The 20,093-nt window shown below is 62.4% G+C and carries 18 protein-coding genes; 13 read left to right on the top strand and 5 right to left on the bottom strand.

The genetic code is table 11. The annotated features are described in order from the left end of the window. Positions 1–82 precede the first annotated feature (82 nt). Positions 83–1,216 carry a site-specific DNA-methyltransferase gene (locus NKG60_RS21095; protein WP_352463905.1) on the top strand — a complete coding sequence of 378 codons (1,134 nt, stop codon included), beginning with the start codon at positions 83–85 and terminating at the stop codon, positions 1,214–1,216. 106 nt (positions 1,217–1,322) lie between these two features. On the opposite strand, the gene vapC is transcribed toward NKG60_RS21095, so the two are convergent. From vapC to mutY, 4 genes are all read right to left on the bottom strand, one after another. Further along, a complete protein-coding gene (vapC, locus tag NKG60_RS21100) occupies positions 1,323–1,712 on the bottom strand; it encodes a type II toxin-antitoxin system VapC family toxin (protein ID WP_352661045.1) in 390 nt (129 codons plus the stop codon). Then, positions 1,709–1,921: a type II toxin-antitoxin system VapB family antitoxin gene (locus NKG60_RS21105; RefSeq protein ID WP_352661048.1), complete on the bottom strand. Its 213-nt coding sequence runs from the start codon at positions 1,919–1,921 to the stop codon at positions 1,709–1,711. Before NKG60_RS21105 ends, vapC begins: the two co-directional genes overlap by 4 nt. Before the next feature lie 137 nt (positions 1,922–2,058). Continuing rightward, the gene (locus NKG60_RS21110) at positions 2,059–2,670 is read right to left on the bottom strand and encodes an HAD family hydrolase (RefSeq protein WP_352661050.1); all 612 of its coding nucleotides are present in this window, start codon (positions 2,668–2,670) and stop codon (positions 2,059–2,061) included. 11 nt (positions 2,671–2,681) lie between these two features. Then, entirely contained in the window at positions 2,682–3,794 is a 1,113-nt protein-coding gene (mutY, locus tag NKG60_RS21115) for an A/G-specific adenine glycosylase (RefSeq protein ID WP_352661053.1), read from the bottom strand. Between the two features lie 49 nt (positions 3,795–3,843). On the opposite strand from mutY, the gene NKG60_RS21120 reads away from it, so the two are divergent. The 8 genes from NKG60_RS21120 (at position 3,844) to nadE (ending at position 14,855) form a co-directional block, all read left to right on the top strand. Continuing rightward, positions 3,844–4,344, top strand: a complete 501-nt coding sequence (locus NKG60_RS21120; protein ID WP_292657525.1) for a DUF721 domain-containing protein — start codon at positions 3,844–3,846, stop codon at positions 4,342–4,344. A gap of 129 nt (positions 4,345–4,473) precedes the next feature. Beyond that, positions 4,474–5,202, top strand: a complete 729-nt coding sequence (locus NKG60_RS21125) for a DsbA family protein (RefSeq protein ID WP_352661056.1) — start codon at positions 4,474–4,476, stop codon at positions 5,200–5,202. Positions 5,203–5,319: 117 nt separating this feature from the next. Beyond that, positions 5,320–8,778 (top strand): chromosome segregation protein SMC, encoded by a 3,459-nt coding sequence (gene smc / locus NKG60_RS21130; protein WP_352661058.1) that lies wholly within the window; start codon positions 5,320–5,322, stop codon positions 8,776–8,778. Between the two features lie 109 nt (positions 8,779–8,887). Then, complete coding sequence (locus tag NKG60_RS21135) at positions 8,888–9,859, top strand: NAD-dependent epimerase/dehydratase family protein (RefSeq protein WP_352661061.1); 972 nt, start codon at positions 8,888–8,890, stop codon at positions 9,857–9,859. A 185-nt stretch (positions 9,860–10,044) separates the two neighbouring features. Continuing rightward, a complete protein-coding gene (gene asnB, locus NKG60_RS21140; protein ID WP_352661064.1) occupies positions 10,045–11,982 on the top strand; it encodes an asparagine synthase (glutamine-hydrolyzing) in 1,938 nt (645 codons plus the stop codon). A gap of 20 nt (positions 11,983–12,002) precedes the next feature. Continuing rightward, positions 12,003–12,266, top strand: a complete 264-nt coding sequence (locus NKG60_RS21145) for an acyl carrier protein (RefSeq protein ID WP_352661338.1) — start codon at positions 12,003–12,005, stop codon at positions 12,264–12,266. 22 nt (positions 12,267–12,288) lie between these two features. Then, positions 12,289–13,851, top strand: a complete 1,563-nt coding sequence (locus NKG60_RS21150) for a class I adenylate-forming enzyme family protein (RefSeq protein ID WP_352863177.1) — start codon at positions 12,289–12,291, stop codon at positions 13,849–13,851. Next, on the top strand, positions 13,848–14,855 hold the full coding sequence (gene nadE, locus NKG60_RS21155; protein WP_352661068.1) for an NAD(+) synthase: 1,008 nt from the start codon (positions 13,848–13,850) through the stop codon (positions 14,853–14,855). Before NKG60_RS21150 ends, nadE begins: the two co-directional genes overlap by 4 nt. A 47-nt stretch (positions 14,856–14,902) precedes the next feature. On the opposite strand, the gene NKG60_RS21160 is transcribed toward nadE, so the two are convergent. Continuing rightward, positions 14,903–16,018 (bottom strand): hypothetical protein, encoded by a 1,116-nt coding sequence (locus tag NKG60_RS21160; RefSeq protein WP_352661071.1) that lies wholly within the window; start codon positions 16,016–16,018, stop codon positions 14,903–14,905. Positions 16,019–16,538: 520 nt separating this feature from the next. On the opposite strand from NKG60_RS21160, the gene NKG60_RS21165 reads away from it, so the two are divergent. The 4 genes from NKG60_RS21165 to NKG60_RS21180 are packed head-to-tail and all read left to right on the top strand — an operon-like array spanning position 16,539 to position 20,068. Beyond that, a complete protein-coding gene (locus NKG60_RS21165) occupies positions 16,539–17,666 on the top strand; it encodes a transporter substrate-binding protein (RefSeq protein WP_352661074.1) in 1,128 nt (375 codons plus the stop codon). Beyond that, positions 17,663–18,265 (top strand): ANTAR domain-containing response regulator, encoded by a 603-nt coding sequence (locus NKG60_RS21170; RefSeq protein ID WP_352661077.1) that lies wholly within the window; start codon positions 17,663–17,665, stop codon positions 18,263–18,265. Before NKG60_RS21165 ends, NKG60_RS21170 begins: the two co-directional genes overlap by 4 nt. Before the next feature lie 19 nt (positions 18,266–18,284). Further along, entirely contained in the window at positions 18,285–19,151 is an 867-nt protein-coding gene (locus NKG60_RS21175; protein ID WP_352661341.1) for an ABC transporter permease, read from the top strand. Beyond that, positions 19,148–20,068 (top strand): ABC transporter permease, encoded by a 921-nt coding sequence (locus NKG60_RS21180; protein WP_352661080.1) that lies wholly within the window; start codon positions 19,148–19,150, stop codon positions 20,066–20,068. The genes NKG60_RS21175 and NKG60_RS21180 overlap by 4 nt, the downstream gene beginning before the upstream one ends. The last annotated feature ends 25 nt before the right edge of the window (positions 20,069–20,093 follow it).

Raw genomic sequence — 20,093 nt, forward strand, 5'->3', positions numbered from 1 at the left:
CAGCAGCCTGCTTCATTGAATATTTACGCTGATCGGTAACCATAACGGAGAGTAAACAGTAACGCGTGCCTTGGGTGTCACAATGTCTGCCGTGCGTCTTCTCGACGAGCTTTCCGATGCTCCCCAGCAATCCGAGTGGCTGGATACGATCCTGAAGGGCGACTGTGTCGCCGCGCTCGAACGGCTGCCGGAAAAGTCGATCGACGTGATCTTCGCCGATCCGCCCTACAATCTGCAGCTCGATGGCGATCTGCACCGGCCCGACCAATCCAAGGTCGACGCCGTCGATGACCATTGGGACCAGTTCGACAGTTTTGAGGCCTATGACGCCTTCACCCGCGCCTGGCTGCTGGCGGCGCGCCGCGTGTTGAAGCCCAACGGCACGATCTGGGTTATCGGCTCCTACCACAATATTTTCAGGGTCGGCGCCAAGATGCAGGACCTGGGCTTCTGGATCCTCAACGACGTCGTCTGGCGCAAGACCAATCCAATGCCCAATTTCCGTGGCCGCCGTTTCCAGAACGCGCATGAGACGATGATCTGGGCATCGCGCGACCAAAAGGGCAAGGGTTACACATTCAACTACGAGGCGCTGAAGGCGTCGAATGACGACGTCCAGATGCGCTCGGACTGGCTGTTTCCGATCTGCACCGGCGGCGAGCGCCTGAAGAACGACAATGGTGACAAATTGCATCCGACGCAGAAGCCGGAAGCGTTGCTTGCCCGCGTCATGACGGCATCGACCAGGCCGGGCGACATCGTGCTCGACCCCTTCTTCGGTTCAGGCACCACTGGGGCTGTGGCCAAGCGGCTTGGCCGCCACTTCGTCGGCATCGAGCGCGAACAAACCTATATCGATGCCGCCATGGAACGTATCGATGCGGTCCGGCCGCTGGAAGGCGCCAATTTGACGGTACTGACCGGTAAGCGCGCCGAGCCGCGCGTCGCCTTCGTCACGCTTCTCGACAATGGCCTGGTCGCGCCCGGCGCCACGCTCTACGACGCCAAGAAGCGCTGGGCGGCAAAAGTGCGCGCCGACGGCACGCTAGCGATCGGCGACAGTGCCGGGTCGATCCACAAGATCGGCGCACAAGTGCAGGGGCTGGACGCCTGCAACGGATGGACTTTCTGGCATTATGAGCGCAGCGGCGGCCTGACCCCGATCGACGAGCTTCGCCGCATTGCTCGGCTAGGCATGGAGCGGGCCGGGGCCTGACAAAAACCGCTCTGGCGATCTCGTTGCACATCGTTGCGGACGGAAGCAGGACGGCGCGACCGGACGAATGACGCCCTGTCGGCAGGCCGCCGGTCGGAACTTACGATCAAGCGAGTTGCAGGCCGAGATGATCAACCATCGGGTCGAAGTCTCGGTCATCATGCAACAGCGCGTATCCGCCCTGGATGCAGAATGTGCCGATGATCATATCGATTGTCTTGCGGATGGTGATGCCGCGCTGCCGGAGCATGCGGTAGTTCCGGGCAGCTTCGACTGCCGTCGCCGGATTCAGCATCGGCACAACAGCGAACTGTCGAAGGTTCCGCTCAATCAGTTGGGCATGCGGTTCGTCGCGCGCGCCTTGTAGCACTTCCAGCAAGATCAAATCTCCGACCAAAATCTCCTGAGTGTCATCGAGATGCCGGAGCTTACCGACCGAGACGCTGTCCGTATTGCGCAGATGAGCGATCCAGACGGAACTGTCGACGACGATCATCGATGCTGATCGGGCGAACGACCTTCCCGCATGGCGTCAAGATCGCCGTACCAGCCGGCGCCAGCAAGGGTGGCGATAGCCATCTCCTGCCGATGCCTGCGCACCAGAGTGCGCAAGGCCGCCTCAATGGTGGCTTTCTTGGTCTTGAGACCGGAGGCGGCCATGGCCTCTGCGATCAGTTTGTCGTCGAGTTCTATGTTGGTTCGCATGGCGATGCTCAATGTGTACGAATTTGATTAAATATACACATTCTGCTCCCGCCCAACAAGCCGGTCTGGGAACGGATTCTATTGCAATCCGTCGCGTTGAAGCAGGTTATCCAGTGAGCCTGTCGAAGTGATTCAAATCAGGCTCTGATCCCCAGACGCTGAAGGTCCGCCCTGAGCGTCTTTGCATCGGTGAACAGCACCGATTGCCAGCCGGCCGCCTTGGCGCCGTCGACGTTCTTCTGGCTGTCGTCGATGAACAGCGTGGCTGACGGTTCGAGGCCGAACGCGGCAACGTGGTGATCATAGATGGCGCGGTCCGGCTTGATCTGGCGGATGTCGCCGGAAACGGTGACGCCGCGCGGCCGATTGAGGAAATCGAAGCGCTCGCGGGCTTCGGCGAGCGTATCCGCAGCGAAATTGGTGAGCATCGTCACGTCATGGCCGCTGTCGATCAGGCCGATCATGATGGCGACGCTGTCCTCATAGGCGTGAGGCACCATCTCGTGCCAGTGCCGGCGGAAATTGCGGATGTTTTCGGCGTGCTCGGGATACTGCGCGATCGCCAGCGCTTCGGCCTCTTCCCAACTGCGGCCGCGGTCCTGCTCGATGTTCCAATCATGCGTGCAGACATTGTCGAAGAACCATTTCCGTTCGTCGGGATCGGGGATCAAGCGGCTGAAGGGCAGGTTCGGATCATAGTGGATCAGTACTTTGCCGATGTCGAAAACGATGTGGCGGATTTCAGTCATTCTTCTCTCTTTCAACGCGGGCGCTGCTTTTTCGTCGCGCCCGGTATCGCCGCTTCGATTACCTTTTTCATGACGCTCGGCAGCGCTTCCCCGGAAATTTCATGGGCCGGCGACCAGAAATGCCCGGCCGGGGCGGCACTGTCGGTCTCCGCCTTGAACACGTCGAGTTCAAGCGCAAAATGAGTAAAGACATGGCCGATGCGTCCGGCCTGCCGCCAGTTGCCGGGGAAGGGGGCTGCCGCTTCCGTGGTGGCGCCGTCGATGCGCGACGTCCAGCCGGTCGTCGGCACCTCAGTCATGCCGCCGAGGAGGCCCTTTTCGACGCGCTTTCGCAAAAGCACGGCGCCGTCGCCCCTGACGGCAACGAAGGCGGCACCGCGGCGTAAGGGCCTTTCGGCCTTGGGCAGGCGGACCGGAAAGCGTTCGGGATCGCCCGAGATTGTGGCGCTGCAGTCCTCGCGAACGGGGCAGAGCATGCAGCGGGGCCGGCGCGGCGTGCAGATCGTCGCGCCCAGGTCCATCATCGCCTGCGCGAAATCGCCGGGCCTTGTCGGGGGAACCATGCGTTCGACCTGGCCGCGTATCTCGCCCTTGGCTTCGCCCAGCGGCGTGGCGATCGAAAACAGCCGTGAGACGACCCGTTCGACATTACCGTCGACGACCGCGGCTGGTCGGTCGAAGGCGATCGCCGCGATCGCCGCCGCCGTATAGGCGCCGATGCCGGGCAGTTCCTTCAAGCCGGACTCGCTGTCCGGGAAGCGGCCGCCTTGCCGCGCGACGAGATCGGCACAGGCTTTGAGATTACGGGCGCGGGAATAATAGCCGAGCCCGGCCCAGGCCTTCATGACGTCTTCGGTCGGTGCCGCCGCCAGCGCCTGGACAGTTGGCCATTTCTCTACGAACGCCCGGAAATAGGATTTTACCGCCTCGACCGTGGTTTGCTGCAGCATCACCTCGGAAAGCCAGACCAGATAGGGATCGGGCCGCGCCCCGCCCGCCAGCGCGTGCGGCGAAACGCGCCAGGGCAGGTCGCGGTGATGCGCGTCGTACCAGCCAAGCAGCCGGGATGCGATCTCGCCATTGTCTCCGGATACGGCCTTGCGGGTCTGGTCGTGCAGTGCCATTGATCGAGGGTCGGCCCTAATCCATTGGTGCTGAAGCTGGAGAACGCACATGGCAGGGAAAAGGCCCTTCGGCAATCCCGTTCCGGTGAGCGATCTCGCAACCGAGATACTCGACCCAGTGCTGCGCAAGCGGGCCGGCATGTCGATCGGGTTGGTCCAGTCATGGGAAGAAATTGCCGGGCCGCGGCTTGCCGGCCGCTCGCGCCCGGAAAAGATTCAGTGGCCGCGCCGCATGCACGAGGACGATCCGTTCGAGCCGGCGGTGCTGGTGATTGCCTGCGAGGGTGTAGCGGCACTGCATCTGCAGCACGAGACCGGCGAGATCATCAACCGGGTCAATGCCTTCCTCGGTTTCAATGCGATCGGCCGGATCAGGATCGTGCAGAAGCCGGTAATGGCGGGCAAGGAAAAGCCGAAACCCAGTTTGCGGCCATTGACTGCGGCCGAGAAAGCGAAGCTGTCGGGCACCGTCGGTTTGATCGAGGACGGCGGGCTGCGCGCCTCGCTGGAGCGGCTTGGCGCCACCATTCTCGGTCAAAAGAAGCCGTGATCTCGCGCTATCGTGATGGTATGCCCGGATTTGGCGATTGGAATAGGCGCGGTAATGCCTTAATTCGCGCCAACTCTCGCTTTTTGTAGCCTTTGCATTGCAAAATCCAACTATTGCCAGGTGATTCGTATGATCCGTTCCTTGTCCCGCAGAAACCTTTTGACTTCGCTGGCCGCAATACCAGCGGTGGCGCTGCTTGCCGCCTGCAGCGACTCGGGCGAGAAAGCCGAGGCGCAGGATGTGAAGCCTGCGGCTCCGGAACCTGCGAAGCCGGCCGCCGCTCCGGCCGCCGCCACAGCGCCTGAAGCTCAGGGCACGGTGGATATGGCAGCCTTGTTGAAGCCCGGCGCGCTGCCCGACATGCAGCTTGGCAAGGACGACGCAAAGGTCACCATCGTCGAATATGCATCGATGACCTGCCCGCATTGCGCGCATTTCGCCGAAACCACATTCCCGGAGCTGAAGACGAAATATATCGACACCGGCAAGGCCCGTTACATACTGCGCGAGTTTCCATTCGATCCCAGCGCCGAGGCCGGTTTCATGCTGGCGCGCTGCTCCAAGGACAACTATTTCCCGATGGTCGACGTGCTGTTTAGGCAGCAGGCGAACTGGGTTGGTGTGAACAATACCAAGGACGCACTGCTGCAAATCGCCAAGCTTGCCGGTTTTACACAGGAGTCCTTCGAGGCCTGCTTGACGGACCAGAAACTTCTGGACGATGTGAGATCTGTCCAGAAGCGCGGCGCCGACGAATTCAAGGTCGATTCCACACCGACCTTTTTCATCAACGGAAAGACCTACAAAGGGGCGATGTCGATTGCGGAAATGTCGGCCATCATCGACCCTCTGCTCTGACGTATCGGCAGCGCCGAAGCGGCGTCGCTTCGGCGTGCGCACTTCTTTGTGTTGCCGCGGGTTCTCGTTGCAAAAACGCGGCACAGTTTTGCGAAACTTGGCTATGGGCCGGCGCGAATGAAGTTCTCGCGCCTTCGCCTGCTCGGCTTCAAATCCTTCGTCGAACCCGGCGAGTTCGTCATCGAACGCGGCCTGACCGGCATCGTCGGGCCGAACGGCTGCGGCAAGTCGAACCTGGTCGAGGCGCTGCGCTGGGTCATGGGCGAAAGCTCCTACAAGAACATGCGCGCGTCCGGCATGGACGACGTCATCTTTTCCGGCTCGGGAACGCGTCCGGCCCGCAACACCGCCGAAGTCACGCTCTTCCTTGACAATAGCGACCGCACTGCGCCGTCTGCCTTCAACGACGCCGATGAGTTGCAGGTCTCGCGCCGCATCGAGCGTGAGGCGGGCTCGCTCTACCGCATCAACGGCAAGGAGGCTCGCGCCAAGGACGTTCAGCTGCTGTTCGCCGACCAGTCGACCGGCGCCCGCTCGCCCTCGATGGTCGGCCAGGGCCGCATCGGCGAGCTGATCCAGGCAAAGCCGCAGGCGCGCCGCGCGCTGCTGGAAGAGGCGGCCGGAATTTCCGGCCTGCACACGCGCCGCCACGAAGCCGAGCTGCGGCTGAAGGCAGCCGAACAGAACCTCGAACGGCTGGACGACGTCGTCGGCGAGCTGGAAAGCCAGATCGAAAGCCTGAAACGCCAGGCCCGCCAGGCCGCGCGCTTCAAGAATCTGTCGGCCGACATCCGCAAGGCCGAAGCGACGCTGCTGCATCTGCGCTGGACGCTGGCCAAGACGCAGGAAGGCGAAGCGCGTTCGGCGCTGGCGATTGCCACCGCGCTGGTCGGCGACCGCGCTGCCGCCCAGATGGCTGCTGCGAGGGAACAAGGCATCAACGCCCACCGGCTGCCGGACCTGCGCGATGCGGAAGCCGCCGCCGCCGCCGCCTTCCAACGTCTGTCGATCGCCAAGGCGCAGATCGAGGAAGAGGCAGGCCGCATCCGCGCCCGCCAGGCTGAGCTCGACCGCCGACTGCAACAGCTTGATGGCGACCTTGCCCGCGAGGAGCGCATGGTCCGCGACAATGCGGATATCCTCGAACGTCTCGCCGCCGAAGAAGCCGCGCTCAACGCCGAAAACGCCGGCGCCGCCGAGCGCGAGGCCAGCACCCGCGCGGCTTTCGAGCAGGCGGCATCGACGCTTGTCTCGAGCGAGGCCAGGCTCGCCGCGTTGACCGCCGAACGGGCGGAGGCCGCCGCCTCGCGCAACCAGATCGAACGGACGCTGCGCGACACCGCTGAGCGCCGCGACCGCTTTGCCCGCCAGCTTGCCGATGTCGACCGCGAACTGTCGGAGATCGTCTCCAGGGTCGCCGGCCTGCCCGATCCCGCCGAGAAGCGGCTGCTGGTCGATCAGGCGCTGGCACTGCTCGAAGAGGCCGAGGCAGCCGCCATTGCCGCCGAACAGACGGTTGCCGAGGCGCGTGCAGGCGAAGGTGCTGCCCGCCCACCGGTTCAGGACGCAAAGGCCGAGCTGGCGCGGATCGAAACCGAGGCCCGCACGCTGGCCAAGATCCTCAACGCCGCCAGCGGCGATCTATTTCCCTCGGTGCTGGAGCAGATCAGCGTCGAGCGCGGCTACGAGACGGCGCTGGGTGCCGCGCTTGGCGAAGATCTCGACGTGCCGCTCGACCGCAGTGCGCCGGTGCATTGGGGCCAGAGCGAAATCCAGCCCGCCGACGCCGCATTGCCCGAAGGCATAAGGAGCCTCGCCAGCGTTGTGCGCGCGCCGGCACAGCTGGCCCGCAGGCTGGCCCAGATCGGCATTGTCGAAGCCGCCGACGGAAGACGGCTGCAGACGCTGCTTGCTCCCGGTCAACGATTGGTCAGCCGCGAAGGCGCGCTGTGGCGTTGGGACGGCTTCACCGCCAGCGCCGATGCCCCGACCGCCGCCGCGCAGCGGCTGGCGCAGAAAAACCGGCTGGCCGAGCTCGATGCCGAAGCAGTCCATGCCACGCGCATCCTGCGCGAAGCTGAACAAGCCCTTGCCCAGGCCGAACAGGCGCTTGCCCAGGCGAGCGAGGCTGAACGCAACACCCGGCAGGCCGGGCGCGACGCCCAGCACGGGCTGGACGCTGCCCGCAATACGCTGGCCGAGGCCGAAAAAGCCGGTGGCGAACTGTCGAGCCGGCGTGCCGCCCTTGACGAGGCGCGCGCACGCATTGTCGACAGCCATGAGGAGACGGCGGCGGCATTCGTCGAGGCGGAAATGCTGCTGCAAGACGCGCCCGATCTCGGCGATCTGCAATTGCAGCTTGAGCAGTCGGCGGCCAACGTCGCCCGCGACCGCGCCGCCCTTGCCGATGCGCGTGCCGTTCACGAGGGCCTGAGGCGGGAAGCCGAGGCACGGGTGCGCCGGCTCGACGCCATCGGCGCGGAACGGCGCAACTGGGTGGCGCGCGCCGAAAATGCCTTGACGCAGATCGCGGCGCTCGGCGAACGCAAGGCCGAGGCCGAGGCCGAGCGCGAGCAACTGGCCGACGCCCCCGACGAGATCGACGCCAAGCGGCGCGCCTTGCTCTCGCAGCTCGCCGAGGCCGAAAGCCTGCGCAAGGCAGCAGGCGACCGCTTGCAGGAAGCGGAGAACCGGCAGTCCGAGCTGGACAAGGCTGCGACTGCTGCCATCCAGTCGCTGGCTGAGGCGCGCGAATCCCGCGTTCGCGCCGAAGAGCGGCTGACCGCCGCCGACGAGCGTCGGCTGGAAGTCGAGGCGCGCATCCAGGAAACGCTGAACACGCCGCCGCATCTGGTGATCCGCCACACCGGCCTCGAACCCGACAGCCCGATGCCCGAAATGGCCGAGATCGAGCGTCAGCTCGACCGACTGAAGGTCGAACGCGAACGGCTGGGCGCCGTCAATCTGCGCGCCGAGGAAGAGCAGAAGGAACTGTCGGACCGGCTGGAGACCATCGTCTCCGAGCGCGACGACATTATCGAGGCGATCCGCAAGCTGCGGCAGGCGATCCACAGCCTGAACCGTGAAGGCCGCGAGCGGCTGCTCGCTGCCTTCGAGGTGGTCAACGGCCATTTTCAACGGCTGTTTTCGCACCTGTTCGGCGGCGGCACCGCCGAGCTGCAATTGATCGAGTCCGACGATCCGCTCGAAGCGGGGCTCGAGATCCTGGCGCGACCGCCCGGCAAGAAGCCGCAGACGATGACGTTGCTGTCCGGCGGCGAGCAGGCATTGACCGCGATGTCGCTGATCTTCGCCGTGTTCCTGACCAACCCGGCGCCGATCTGCGTGCTCGACGAAGTCGACGCGCCGCTCGACGACCACAATGTCGAGCGTTTCTGCAATCTGATGGACGAAATGGCCGCAACCACCGAGACACGCTTCGTCATCATCACACACAACCCGATCACCATGGCGCGCATGGACCGGCTGTTCGGGGTGACCATGGCCGAGCAAGGCGTCAGCCAACTGGTGTCGGTCGACCTGCAGGAGGCCGAAGCCATGCGCGAGGCAAGCTGACGCATCAGCTTAATGGTGGTCTCCACCTCGGCTTTCGACTATAGCACGACGAAATGGGCCGGATCTGCCGCTCCAGATACCGGCCCGGCTATGCGCGTGGAGAAGCTTGTTGCCTATACTTGTCACCGGAGCCGCGGGGTTCATTGGCAGTTACGTTTGCCACCATCTGCTCGACCGGGGAGAAGCGGTCGTCGGCGTCGACAACATGAACGACTATTACGACCTGGCGCTCAAAAAGGGGCGGCTTGCCGGGCTTGTGCCCCATAAGGATTTTTCGTTCCACCAGATCGATATTGCCGAACAGGGCGCGCTTGCGGCCGCTTTGGCCGGGCAGGGCATCGTCAGCATCGTGCACCTTGCCGCGCAGGCGGGCGTGCGCCACTCACTCGACAATCCGCGGCTCTATATCCGCTCCAATGTCATGGGCCACCTCGAAGTGCTCGAATTCTGTCGCGCCGAACCGGCATTCGAGCATCTGGTCTATGCCTCGTCGAGCTCGGTGTATGGCGGCAACCGCAGCGTGCCATTCAGCGAAGCCGATCAGGTCGACAAGCCCGTTTCGCTTTACGCTGCCACCAAGAAAACCGATGAGTTGATGAGCCACACCTACGCCCATCTGTTCGGCATCCCGCAGACCGGCCTGCGTTTTTTCACGGTCTACGGTCCCTGGGGCCGTCCCGACATGGCCTATTGGATGTTCACCCAGGCGATGCTCGAGGGCAAGCCGATCCGGGTCTTCAACAATGGCGAAATGTGGCGCGATTTCACCTACATAGACGATGTTGTGAAGGCGATTGTCGCCGTGCTCGACAAGCCGCCGGCGGCTGACATTCCGCCGAACAGGCTCTACAATGTCGGCAACAACCGGCCGGTGCGGCTGGGCGACTTCATCGACATTCTGGAAAGGCTGCTCGAGGTCAAGGCAATCCGCCACAACGAGCCGATGCAGGCGAGCGACGTCGAGAAGACTTACGCCGACATGACCGCGCTGGAGCGGGATTTCGGCTTCAGGCCTAGCGTTTCGATAGAGGACGGGCTGAAGAAGTTTGTTGACTGGTACCGGCCGTACTCGAAACAGTAATTTGCACCGCTCGCCGTGGCGTCTTCATGCGTGACACCTGGAGTGGGGCGCAAGTCGGTCCGCAAAAGCATCATTTTATCCTAACATCCTGTTAACCATATGCTTGCTGAAAGGTATCCGATTAACCTTTGAGGCGCTTATGACCGCTATGTTTCGTGGCTTGCTGTTCAGTATGAGCTGTGTGGATGTGCGGATTCGGGGGCTATTTCGGTTCAGTCCGGGATGCGGAAGCTTTGCTTGCGCGCATGACGTCTGCGATCGCCCATCGCGGGCCGGATGAACAAGGGAAATTCGTAGCGCCCGAGGCTGGACTTGGGCATGCGCGGCTGTCGGTGATCGGGATTGGTGATGGCCAGCAGCCGATGTCCGACGAAACCGGCAATTTGACGATTGCCTTCAACGGCGAGATTTTCAATTACGTCGAATTGCGCGAAGGGCTGCTGGCCAAGGGCCGACGCTTCCGAACGTCGAGCGATACCGAAGTTCTCCTGCAGCTGTATGACGAGATGGGCGAAGACTGCCTATCTCTCCTGAACGGTGATTTCGCCTTCGCGATTTGGGATAACCGGCGACGGCGGATGGTGCTTGCAAGAGACCGCATGGGTGTTCGGCCGCTGTTCTACACCAGCAAGGACGGGGTGCTCTACTTTGCGTCGGAGATAAAAGCCCTGCTGAAGGTACCCGGCGTCTCGGCCGAAATCGATCCGATTGCACTCGACCAGATCTTTACCCTGTGGGCGCCGATCGCTCCACGCACGGCTTTCCGCAACATCCACGAGCTGGAGCCGGCAAGCGTGATGATCGCGACACCGGGGCAAGTCACAGTCAAACCATACTGGCACCTGGACTACCCGTATCCGGATACGCCATCGAAGATCACCAATGAGGACGACGCGGCCGAGGAACTGCAGGCCCTGTTGACCGACGCGGTGAGGCTTCGCATGCGCGCCGACGTGCCGGTCGGTTCTTACCTTTCGGGCGGGCTCGATTCATCCCTCGTTTCGGCACTCGCGGCCGGCATGACTCCTCTTAAGCTGCAGACATTTTCCGTGACGTTCGACAGCGCCGAGCATGACGAAAGCGCCTTCCAGACCGAAATGGCGTCAGCACTTGGCACGCGTCATCGAACCATAGCCTGCCGTGCCGGCGATATCGCCGGTGTGTTTCCCGAAGTCGTCCGCTTTACCGAGCGGCCGATCATCCGCACCGCCCCGGCGCCCCTCTATCAACTGTCCGGCCTCGTTCGCCAGGCCGGTTTGAAAGTAGTGCTGACAGGCGAAGGCGCCGACGAGGTCTTTGCCGGCTATGATGTCTTCAAGGAAGCGCGGGTTCGCCGTTTCTGCGCACGACAGCCAGCATCGCGCATCAGGCCACAGCTGTTCCGCAAGCTTTATCCCTATCTGCCGGGCCTGCAACAGCAGTCCGTGGAGTACCTGGCTGCGTTCTTCGGCACCGGCAGCGCTGCCCTGGACGATCCGCTGTTCTCGCATCGGCCGCGGTTCAAGACCACATCAGCGGCGAAGATGTTCTTTTCCGGTGACCTGCGCGCGATATTGAAGGGCTATGACGCAGCCGAGGACCTGGCCAGCCGGTTGCCTGAGGCGTTTTCCCGGTGGCATCCGCTGCATCAGGCGCAATATCTCGAAACCCGCTTTCTCCTGCCGGGCTACATCCTCTCCAGCCAGGGCGATCGCATGGCAATGGCGCACGGTATCGAGGGGCGGTTCCCCTTCCTTGACCATCGCTTGGTGGAGTTTGCGGCAAGACTTCCGCCGGAGATGAAGCTGAAGGGACTGGTGGAAAAACACACATTGCGCAAAGCTGCCAAGCACCTGCTTCCGACGGCCATCCGCGAGCGCACCAAACAGCCTTACCGGGCGCCGGAAGCCCGCTCCTTCATTGGAGCGGGAGAACTGGACTACGTACGCGACTCACTGAGCGAGGCGAGCATCGCCGCCGGAGGACTATTCAACGCCAAGGCGGTGGCGAACCTGCACGAGAAATGCCGCTTGCAGCCAGCGTCCGGATTCCGCGACAATGCGGCTTTCGTCGGCATTTTGTCGACGCAACTGTGGCAGAAGATTTTCACCGGCGAAAAGGTCGGTGCAGCACGAGCGGCCTGAGAAATCGAGGGAATGAAAAAATCATGGTAGCAATCAAGGACAAGGTCAAAACCTTTATCGTCGACAACTTCCTGTTCGGGGACACGTCCTACGAGCTTGCAGACTCGGCATCACTGATCGAGAACGGCATCATCGACTCGACGGCCGTGTTGGAGCTAGTGGCATTCATAGAGGATGATTTCGGCATAGCGATGGTCGATCCCGACATCGTACCGGCCAATCTGGATTCGATTGACCGCATCTCAGCCTTCATCAAGGCAAAAGCAGAAGCGCTGGCAGCTTAGGCGCCATCGGCGAGGAGCGTCCGTGCGGATCGAACATTTTCTGACGGCGAAGGCCGCTGCCCATCCAGCCAAAACGGCATTGATCACCGAGCACAAAAGGCTGTGCTACGAAGAGCTGGACGATCTCTCGAGCCGCCTGGCCGCCGCCCTTTTCATGAATGGCATCAGGCGCGACGACCGGGTGCTGATCTTCATGGACAATTGCTGGGAGGCTGCGGTTTCGATTTTCGCGGTTCTTAAAGCAGGCGCGACTTTCAGTCCGATCAACGCATCCACCAAGGCCGAAAAGCTGGCCTACATCATCGCCGATTGCGACGCCGCTGCGATCCTCACCCAGGCAAAATTGATGCCCGTGGTCGCCGAGGCGTCCGGATCCTCCGGCAAAACGTCCTCCGGCAAGACCGGCATCTTCGTGGCTTCCACCGTTGCCGCCGATAACCAATGCCCGGCAGGAGCCACATCCCTGGCGGATTGCTTGACGTTCCAAGCCAGGGAGATCGACCATCGCGGCGTTGACGTCGATCTTGCGATGTTGATCTACACCTCGGGTTCGACCGGCCGGCCCAAGGGTGTGATGATGACGCACCGCAATTGCGACGCGGCGGCCGACTCCATCACCACCTACCTGCGCAACTCGCCCGACGACATCATCTTGAATGTTCTGCCCCTCGCTTTCGACTACGGCCTCTACCAATTGCTGATGGCAGTCAGGCTCGGCGCCACGCTCGTGCTCGAGAAGTCCTTCGCTTTTCCCCAGGCGGTCTTTGAGCGCATCCGCCAGGAAGGCGTCACCGGGCTTCCGCTCGTGCCCACGATGGCAGCGATGATCCTGCAGATGAGGGACCTGGCGCCGGGCTTCCTGCCCAGCCTTCGGTATATTTCCAACACGGCGGCTGCCTTGCCGCCGCCTCACATAGAACGCCTTCGGTTCCTTTTCCCCAGTGTCAGGCTCTATTCGATGTATGGCCTGACGGAATGCAAGCGCTGCACTTATCTGCCGCCAGAGGAGCTCGACCGCCGGCCGGGCTCGGTCGGAATAGCCATTCCGAACACCGAAGCCTTTGTCGTCGACGACGAGGGGCAACGGGTGCTGCCGGGCGTAGCAGGTGAGCTGGTCATTCGCGGGCCGCACGTCATGCAGGGTTATTGGCGAAACGAAGCTGCGACGGCACGAGCCCTGCGCCCGGGTCCGAACCCTTGGGAGAAGGTTCTCTACACCGGCGATCTGTTCAGGGCCGATGAGGAAGGCTTTCTTTATTTCGTCGGCCGCAAGGACGACATCATAAAGTCGCGGGGAGAGAAGGTGGCGCCCAAGGAAGTGGAAGCCGTGCTTCACGCTCATCCGGGCATCGCGGAAGCGGTGGTTGTCGGTGTGCCGGATCCCGTGCTCGGGCATGCGATCGGCGCAGTTATCGTACGGTCCGACCCGGCGCTTAGCGAAAAGGATATCATACGCCACTGTGCACGCCACCTTGAGGACTTCATGGTCCCCAAGGTCATCGAGTTCCGCCGCGAGCTGCCGAAGACCGATACCGGCAAGGTCAGCCGTCGGCTTGCGGCAGAAACCATGGAGGCCGCGCAATGAATGTTCGCCCGAACGATGATGCGCGGACCTTTCTGGCGCAGGCTCTGGCGATCGACCTGGCCACCGAAACGAACCGTATCGTAACGGCCCTGCGCCAGCAGTTGCGCGGGCTTCGCAAGCGGGGCCTTGTGCTCGGTCTTTCGGGAGGGATTGATTCGAGCGTCTCGGTCGCGTTGGCGGCACGAGCCGTCGGCCGCAAGAATGTGCTTTGCCTGTTCATGCCGGAAAGCGATTCCGATCCTGAAAGTTTGCGGCTCGGCCGCCTCGTCGCCGAAACTTTCGGTGTCGAGGCTGTGACGGAGGATATCGGGCCGATCCTGCGCGCAATGGGCTGCTACAAGCGTCGCGACGCCTTCATCCGCGAATTGGTCCCGGAATACGGCGAAGGCTGGGCCTCGAAGATCGTGATCGCGAACGCCCTTGAGGGCGGGGGCTACAATATCTCGTCCCTGGTGGTGCAGGATCCCGAAGGCAAGCAGACGAAACTGAGAATGCCGCTGCCTGTCTATCTCGGCGTCGTCGCCGCTACCAATATGAAGCAGCGCACCCGCAAGCAGATTGAATACTATCATGCCGATCGCCTGAACTTCGCCGTTCTTGGAACGCCGAACCGGCTGGAATATGATCAGGGTTTCTTCGTGAAGAACGGTGACGGCGCCGCGGACGTCAAGCCGATCGCCCACCTGTACAAAACGCAGGTCTATGCGCTGGCGGCCCATCTCGGTGTTCCGGAGGAAATCCTTAACCGGCCTCCGACCACCGATACCTACTCGCTGGCGCAGACCCAGGAGGAGTTCTACTTCTCGCTGCCCTATGACCGTATGGATCTTTGCCTTTACGGTCTCAACAACGGCGTGGCGGCTGAGGTAGTGGGGCAGGCGGCGGGGTTGGCCGCCACACAAGTGGAACGCGTCTGGGCCGATATTGTCGCCAAACGCAAGGCGACGCGTTATCTGCACCAGCGTCCGCAACTCATTGATGACGTAGAGGAAATCGGTACCTGATAGACAGGTGAAGCGGTGTGCACGGTTCGATTTGAATGCGTCCGGCTTTAACTGAAACGGCTGCCGATCAGCCGGCTCCACTGCTCGCCCGCAAGCCCGTTCAGGAAGACTTGCGAGTTCTTCATGGCGTCCAAAAGCTCTGGATCACGTGAATGTACCACCGTTGAGGCAACGGTCAGGAAAGCGATGCGTCGTCCAAGCATCGCCTCCAGAAGTGCAGGTTGAATGCGTCCGCGCAGGCCGCTGACGCCGCGCGCGGCGGCGTGATCGATCAGGCAGTCAATCACCGGGCCCGCCTGGCCGGGGAGGGCGAAAATCTGCAGCACGCGACCAATTTCATACTTCCGTGCGTAATAGGCGAAAGCGCCGATATTGGTGCCGACTGGCGACGTCACACAAACGTAGACAAGCTCGCCCAGATCCGGCTTTTGTGCCGCATCGGTCAGGATGTGGTCGAGTTGGCCTTTCGTCCAATATGGGCGCAGGGCGAATTGAGCGGTAAACGGTTCGATGAGCCTGGCAAATGTGTGGCTGTCGATTTCGGATGTATGAAATGCTCCGTGGCCTGCCCCGTCCACCGCCACACCCGACCAACGTCGTTCGCTGGACGTCATCCTCCTGCAATAAAATCGGTCAACTGTACGCGCCAACGGATTGAGCATTCGCGCAAGCGCCATGCGATTGGCGGAAAGGCTGAGCATGAAGGCCGCGGGGCGCATCACGCGCACCCAGTCAAGGCTGTATTGCGGCAGGACCACGCCGCGCAGCCGGGTCCACAATTTCACGGAGATATCGTTGGCCGTCTCGCTGAAGGAGATGTCCTGCGGACCATCCAGGTAAGCTTTCAGCAAGCGAGCGCCGGCCAGCGGGTCGTGCTCGTGGTCCTCGACCATGAGCGAGCTACAGATGGCCGCGCGTAGTTGTCGGCCGTTGAACGTCATCGGCAGGACGTGGACGCCGACAAATCCGGAGACGCGACCGGCGTCGTTGACATGGACAAGCGACCGGAGGTTGTCTCCGCAACCGGGCGCATCCAGATAAAACCGTTTCATGTATTCCACGAGAGAGGCCGGCGCTTCGGTCCTCTCCTTCAACAGCACGCGCTGAAACATGTTCGCAACTGCCGGGAGGTCGGCGCCTTGCAAGGCGCGAATGACGCTCAAGCCCAGCTCCCGCCACCAAAGTCCCGTCCACCGAGCTTCCGGACCAAGGCGACGCGAGGCACGAGAATATCGGACGCGAGTTCCAACTCGACGCCTATGAAGCCGTGCAACCTCGACCAGTTGCGATCGCCCCGGTGACTGAACGGAGTGCTGAATTGCTGCGGCAAGGTGGACCCTTTGCTTGACCGACGAAAACCGGCGTCATTGCTGCTAGCAGATTCAGGTAAACCGATATTAAAGTCGTTGCTTTGAATGGTAGCGAAACGAGTTTGTCCGGCCCCATATCTGGACATCAGCGATTTCGTTCCTGGCGGAATTTATACAAACCTGCGGGCATGAGTTGCGTGCTCCACCTCGAACCGGTTCGGCTGGCCAAAGTTTCGCGTGGCGGCTCTTGACTGGGGGCGCGGGCGTAATACGGTGAGGACAAATACCGGCTCTGGCCGCCGGGCGGCAAGAATGCCTCGTATGCCTCGCCTTGCGGCGGTGGCTGCGGGGCATTGTCATTTTGAGGCTTTGCTTGAAACGGCATATCGAGATCGGCATTCTCTATTCGCGGTCCGGCAACTACCGGCTGGTGTCCGAATCCTGCCGTGCGGGCGCGATGAACGCCATCGCCGACGTCAACGCCGATCCCGCTATCCCATTCGAATTCGTCCCGGTCGAGCGCGACCCGCAGGGTAATATCGATCGCTATGCAAGCGGCTGCGCAGACATTCTCGCCAACAGCGGCGCGCGTCACATCATTGGCTGTATCACCTCGTGGAGCCGCAAGGAGGTCATTCCAATCCTGGAAAGGGCAGGCGGCACGCTGTGGTACGCCTGCCCGTACGAGGGCTTCGAAGCCAACGAACATGTCGTCTACACGCACGCCTGCCCCAATCAGCATCTCGTACCGCTGCTTGCCTATGTCGTGCCTCGTTTCGGCGCCGACGGCTTCCTGCTCGGTTCCAACTACATCTGGGGTTGGGAGACCAACCGCGTGGCGCGCGACCTGATTGCGGACGCCGGCGGCAAGGTGCTGGGCGAACGCTATCTGCCGCTCGGCGAGGTCGATGTTGCGAGGCTGATCGCGGAGATACAGGCGACGAGACCTGATTTCATTCTGAACAATCTCATCGGCCCTTCTTCTTATGCCTTCATCGCTGCCTATGCCGAGCTTGGCCAGCGCGACCCGCATTTCGGGCCGGAGCGTTGCCCGATCCTGTCCTGCAATCTCACGGAATGCGAATTGCCGGCGCTCAACGGGGCAGGCGATGGCCATCTGTCCGTTGGGCCCTATTTTCACGACATCTCGGAGGTGGATCGCGGAGCGGCTTCAGTGTCTTCCGTCATGCCTGCCTCATCCTTCGAGGCGGCGGCTTATGCCTCGGTGCGCACCCTCGCCGAGATCCTTACCCGCAGCCCCGATGCGCAATGGATGGATCTTCCCAAGGTCTTCGCCGAAACATCATTTCGAACGCCGCTGGGCGACATCGCCATCGACCCGCAAACCCAGCACACTACCTTGCCGGTGCAGATCGGACGTATCGATGGAACATCGTTCAAAACGGTCACGCTGACGAAGGGCGTGGCACCCGATCCCTACCTTTCCCGCTATGACCGGACGGAGACGTTCGGGCGGCCACGCCTGCGGGTAGTGTCGTGAGCAAGATGGCGCGTATCCCGAACCTTGGAGGCGCCAGGGCTTTTGTCCTGCATCGTCCACATCCGACCGTGCAGGCGATCACAAGGCAATTGTCGGCCATCGGCCTAGAGGCGATTGGCTTCTGGCCGGAACTGCCGGCCGAAGCCTTGGCGGCGGACTTCGTCTTCTTCGACGTCGACCTCGGCTTTGACGAGCAATTTCCGTGGAAACCGGGCGAGGCACCGATGCCGCTGATAGCGCTGATCGGCTCCGAGGCGCCGGGGCGTGTCGAATGGGCACTGTCGCACAAGGCCGATGCCCAATTGCTGAAACCGGTCGGCAATGCCGGCGTCTATAGCGCGCTTTTGATCGCAAGGCAGAGTTTCGAGGCGCGCAAGCTTCTGGCCAGCGAGATTGCCTCGCTTCGTCAGCGGGTCGCGGAGCGCCAGACCATCGTACGCGCCGTGGAGGTCTTATCGAAGGGCGCCGAGGACGGCCGCGCCTATGCGCAGCTCCGCTCGCTGGCGATGAGCTGGCAAATCAGCGTCGAGGACGCCGCGCGCAGGATCGTGGCGATGACACAAGAAGAAGGCGACGATGACCAATCCGGTCGCGCGTGAGCTTTCAGCCGCCGGGCGTATGCCAGCCAAGCCTCGCGCCGGCGTCTGGCGACGTCTGCTAAAACGGCCTCTCGCTTTGCTCGGCCTCGGGATTATTGCCATTGTCTTGGCCGGCGCCATTCTTGCACCGTGGCTGACAGGCTACGATCCGAATGAGCAGATGTTTGACGGGCTTACGCTTGAAGGCGCGCCACTGCCGCCGGGAGCCCAGTTCTGGCTGGGTACCGACCTGCTTGGCCGCGACCTGCTGACCCGTCTTCTCTTCGGCGCGCGCACGTCGCTGATCATCGGCATCGTCGCCAATGGCGTGGCGCTTCTGATCGGCACGCTGGTCGGCATCACCGCCGGCTATTTCCGCGGCTGGATCGGCAGCGCGCTTATGCGCTTCACCGATTTGATGATGGCTTTCCCGGCGCTGCTGCTCGCAATCTGCCTAGCGGCGGTGCTCCAGCCGAGCCTGTGGATCGTCGCCATGGTGATCGCATTGGTGAACTGGGTGCAGACCGCCCGCGTCATCTACACCGAGACAAGTTCGCTCTCCGAGCGCGAGTTCATCGATGCCGAGCGCACCATCGGCGCAAGCGCCCCACGCATCCTGTTTCGCCATATCCTGCCACACCTTTTGCCGACGATCATCGTCTGGGGCACGCTCGGCATCTCGACGACGGTGCTTCTGGAAGCGACGCTCAGCTATCTCGGCATCGGGGTGCAACCGCCGACTGCTTCCTGGGGCAACATCATCTTCGAAAACCAAACCTATTTTCAGGCAGCGCCCTGGCTGGTTTTCTTTCCCGGTGCGGCGATCCTGGCGCTGGCGCTGGCCTTTAACCTGGTCGGCGATGCGCTGCGCGACATCCTCGATCCGACGCAAAGGGGGCGGGCATGATCGCCTATCTCGGCCGCCGCATTGTCCAGTCGGTGCTCATCCTACTCGGGGTGTCGCTGATCACCTTTGCGCTGCTCTACCTCCTGCCGGCCGATCCGGTCCGCCAGATCGCCGGCCGCAGCGCCACGCCCGAGACGGTCGAGAACATCCGCCGGCAGCTCGGCCTCGACCAGCCCTTCGTCGTCCAGTACTGGCACTATCTGACCAGCCTCCTCAGCGGCGATCTGGGGCGCTCCTACATTCAGCGCTCGGAGGTCACGGAGCTTATCGTCTCGCGGCTGCCGGCAAGCCTGCTGCTGATGCTCGGCGCCATTGCCTGCGAAGTCGTGATCGGGCTGACGATGGGCCTCATCGCCGCCGTCAAGCGTGGCACCGCCACCGACCAATCGCTGATGGTCGCCTCCTTCGTCAGTGTTTCGGCGCCGCAATTCGTCGTCGGCCTGCTGCTGCTTTATGTGTTCGCGGTGCGGCTCGGCTGGTTCCCGATCGGCGGTTACGGCACCTGGCGTCATCTGGTGCTGCCCTCGCTGACCATGGGAATTCTCGGCGCCGGCTGGTACGCCCGCATGATGCGCTCGTCGATGATCGACGTGCTGCGCCAGGATTACGTGCGTACCGCGCGTGCCAAGGGTCTTGCACGCAGCGCCATTATCTTCCGGCACGCGCTGCCCAACGCCATCCTGCCGGTCATCGCCATGATCGGCATCGACATCGGCATCTTCATGGGCGGCATCGTGGTTGTCGAAAGCGTGTTCGGCTGGCCAGGCATCGGCCAGCTAGCCTGGCAGGCCATTCAGCGCATCGACATTCCGATCATTATGGGGGTCACCCTGGTTTCGGCCTTTGCCATCGTGCTCGGCAATCTCCTGGCCGACACTGTCGCACCTTTCATCGATCCACGCATCAAGCTCAGATGAAAACCAAGAAACCAGAGAAGGGAAC

The sequence above is a fragment of the Mesorhizobium sp. M1428 genome (assembly GCF_040317515.1).
Taxonomy (GTDB): Bacteria; Pseudomonadota; Alphaproteobacteria; order Rhizobiales; family Rhizobiaceae; genus Mesorhizobium.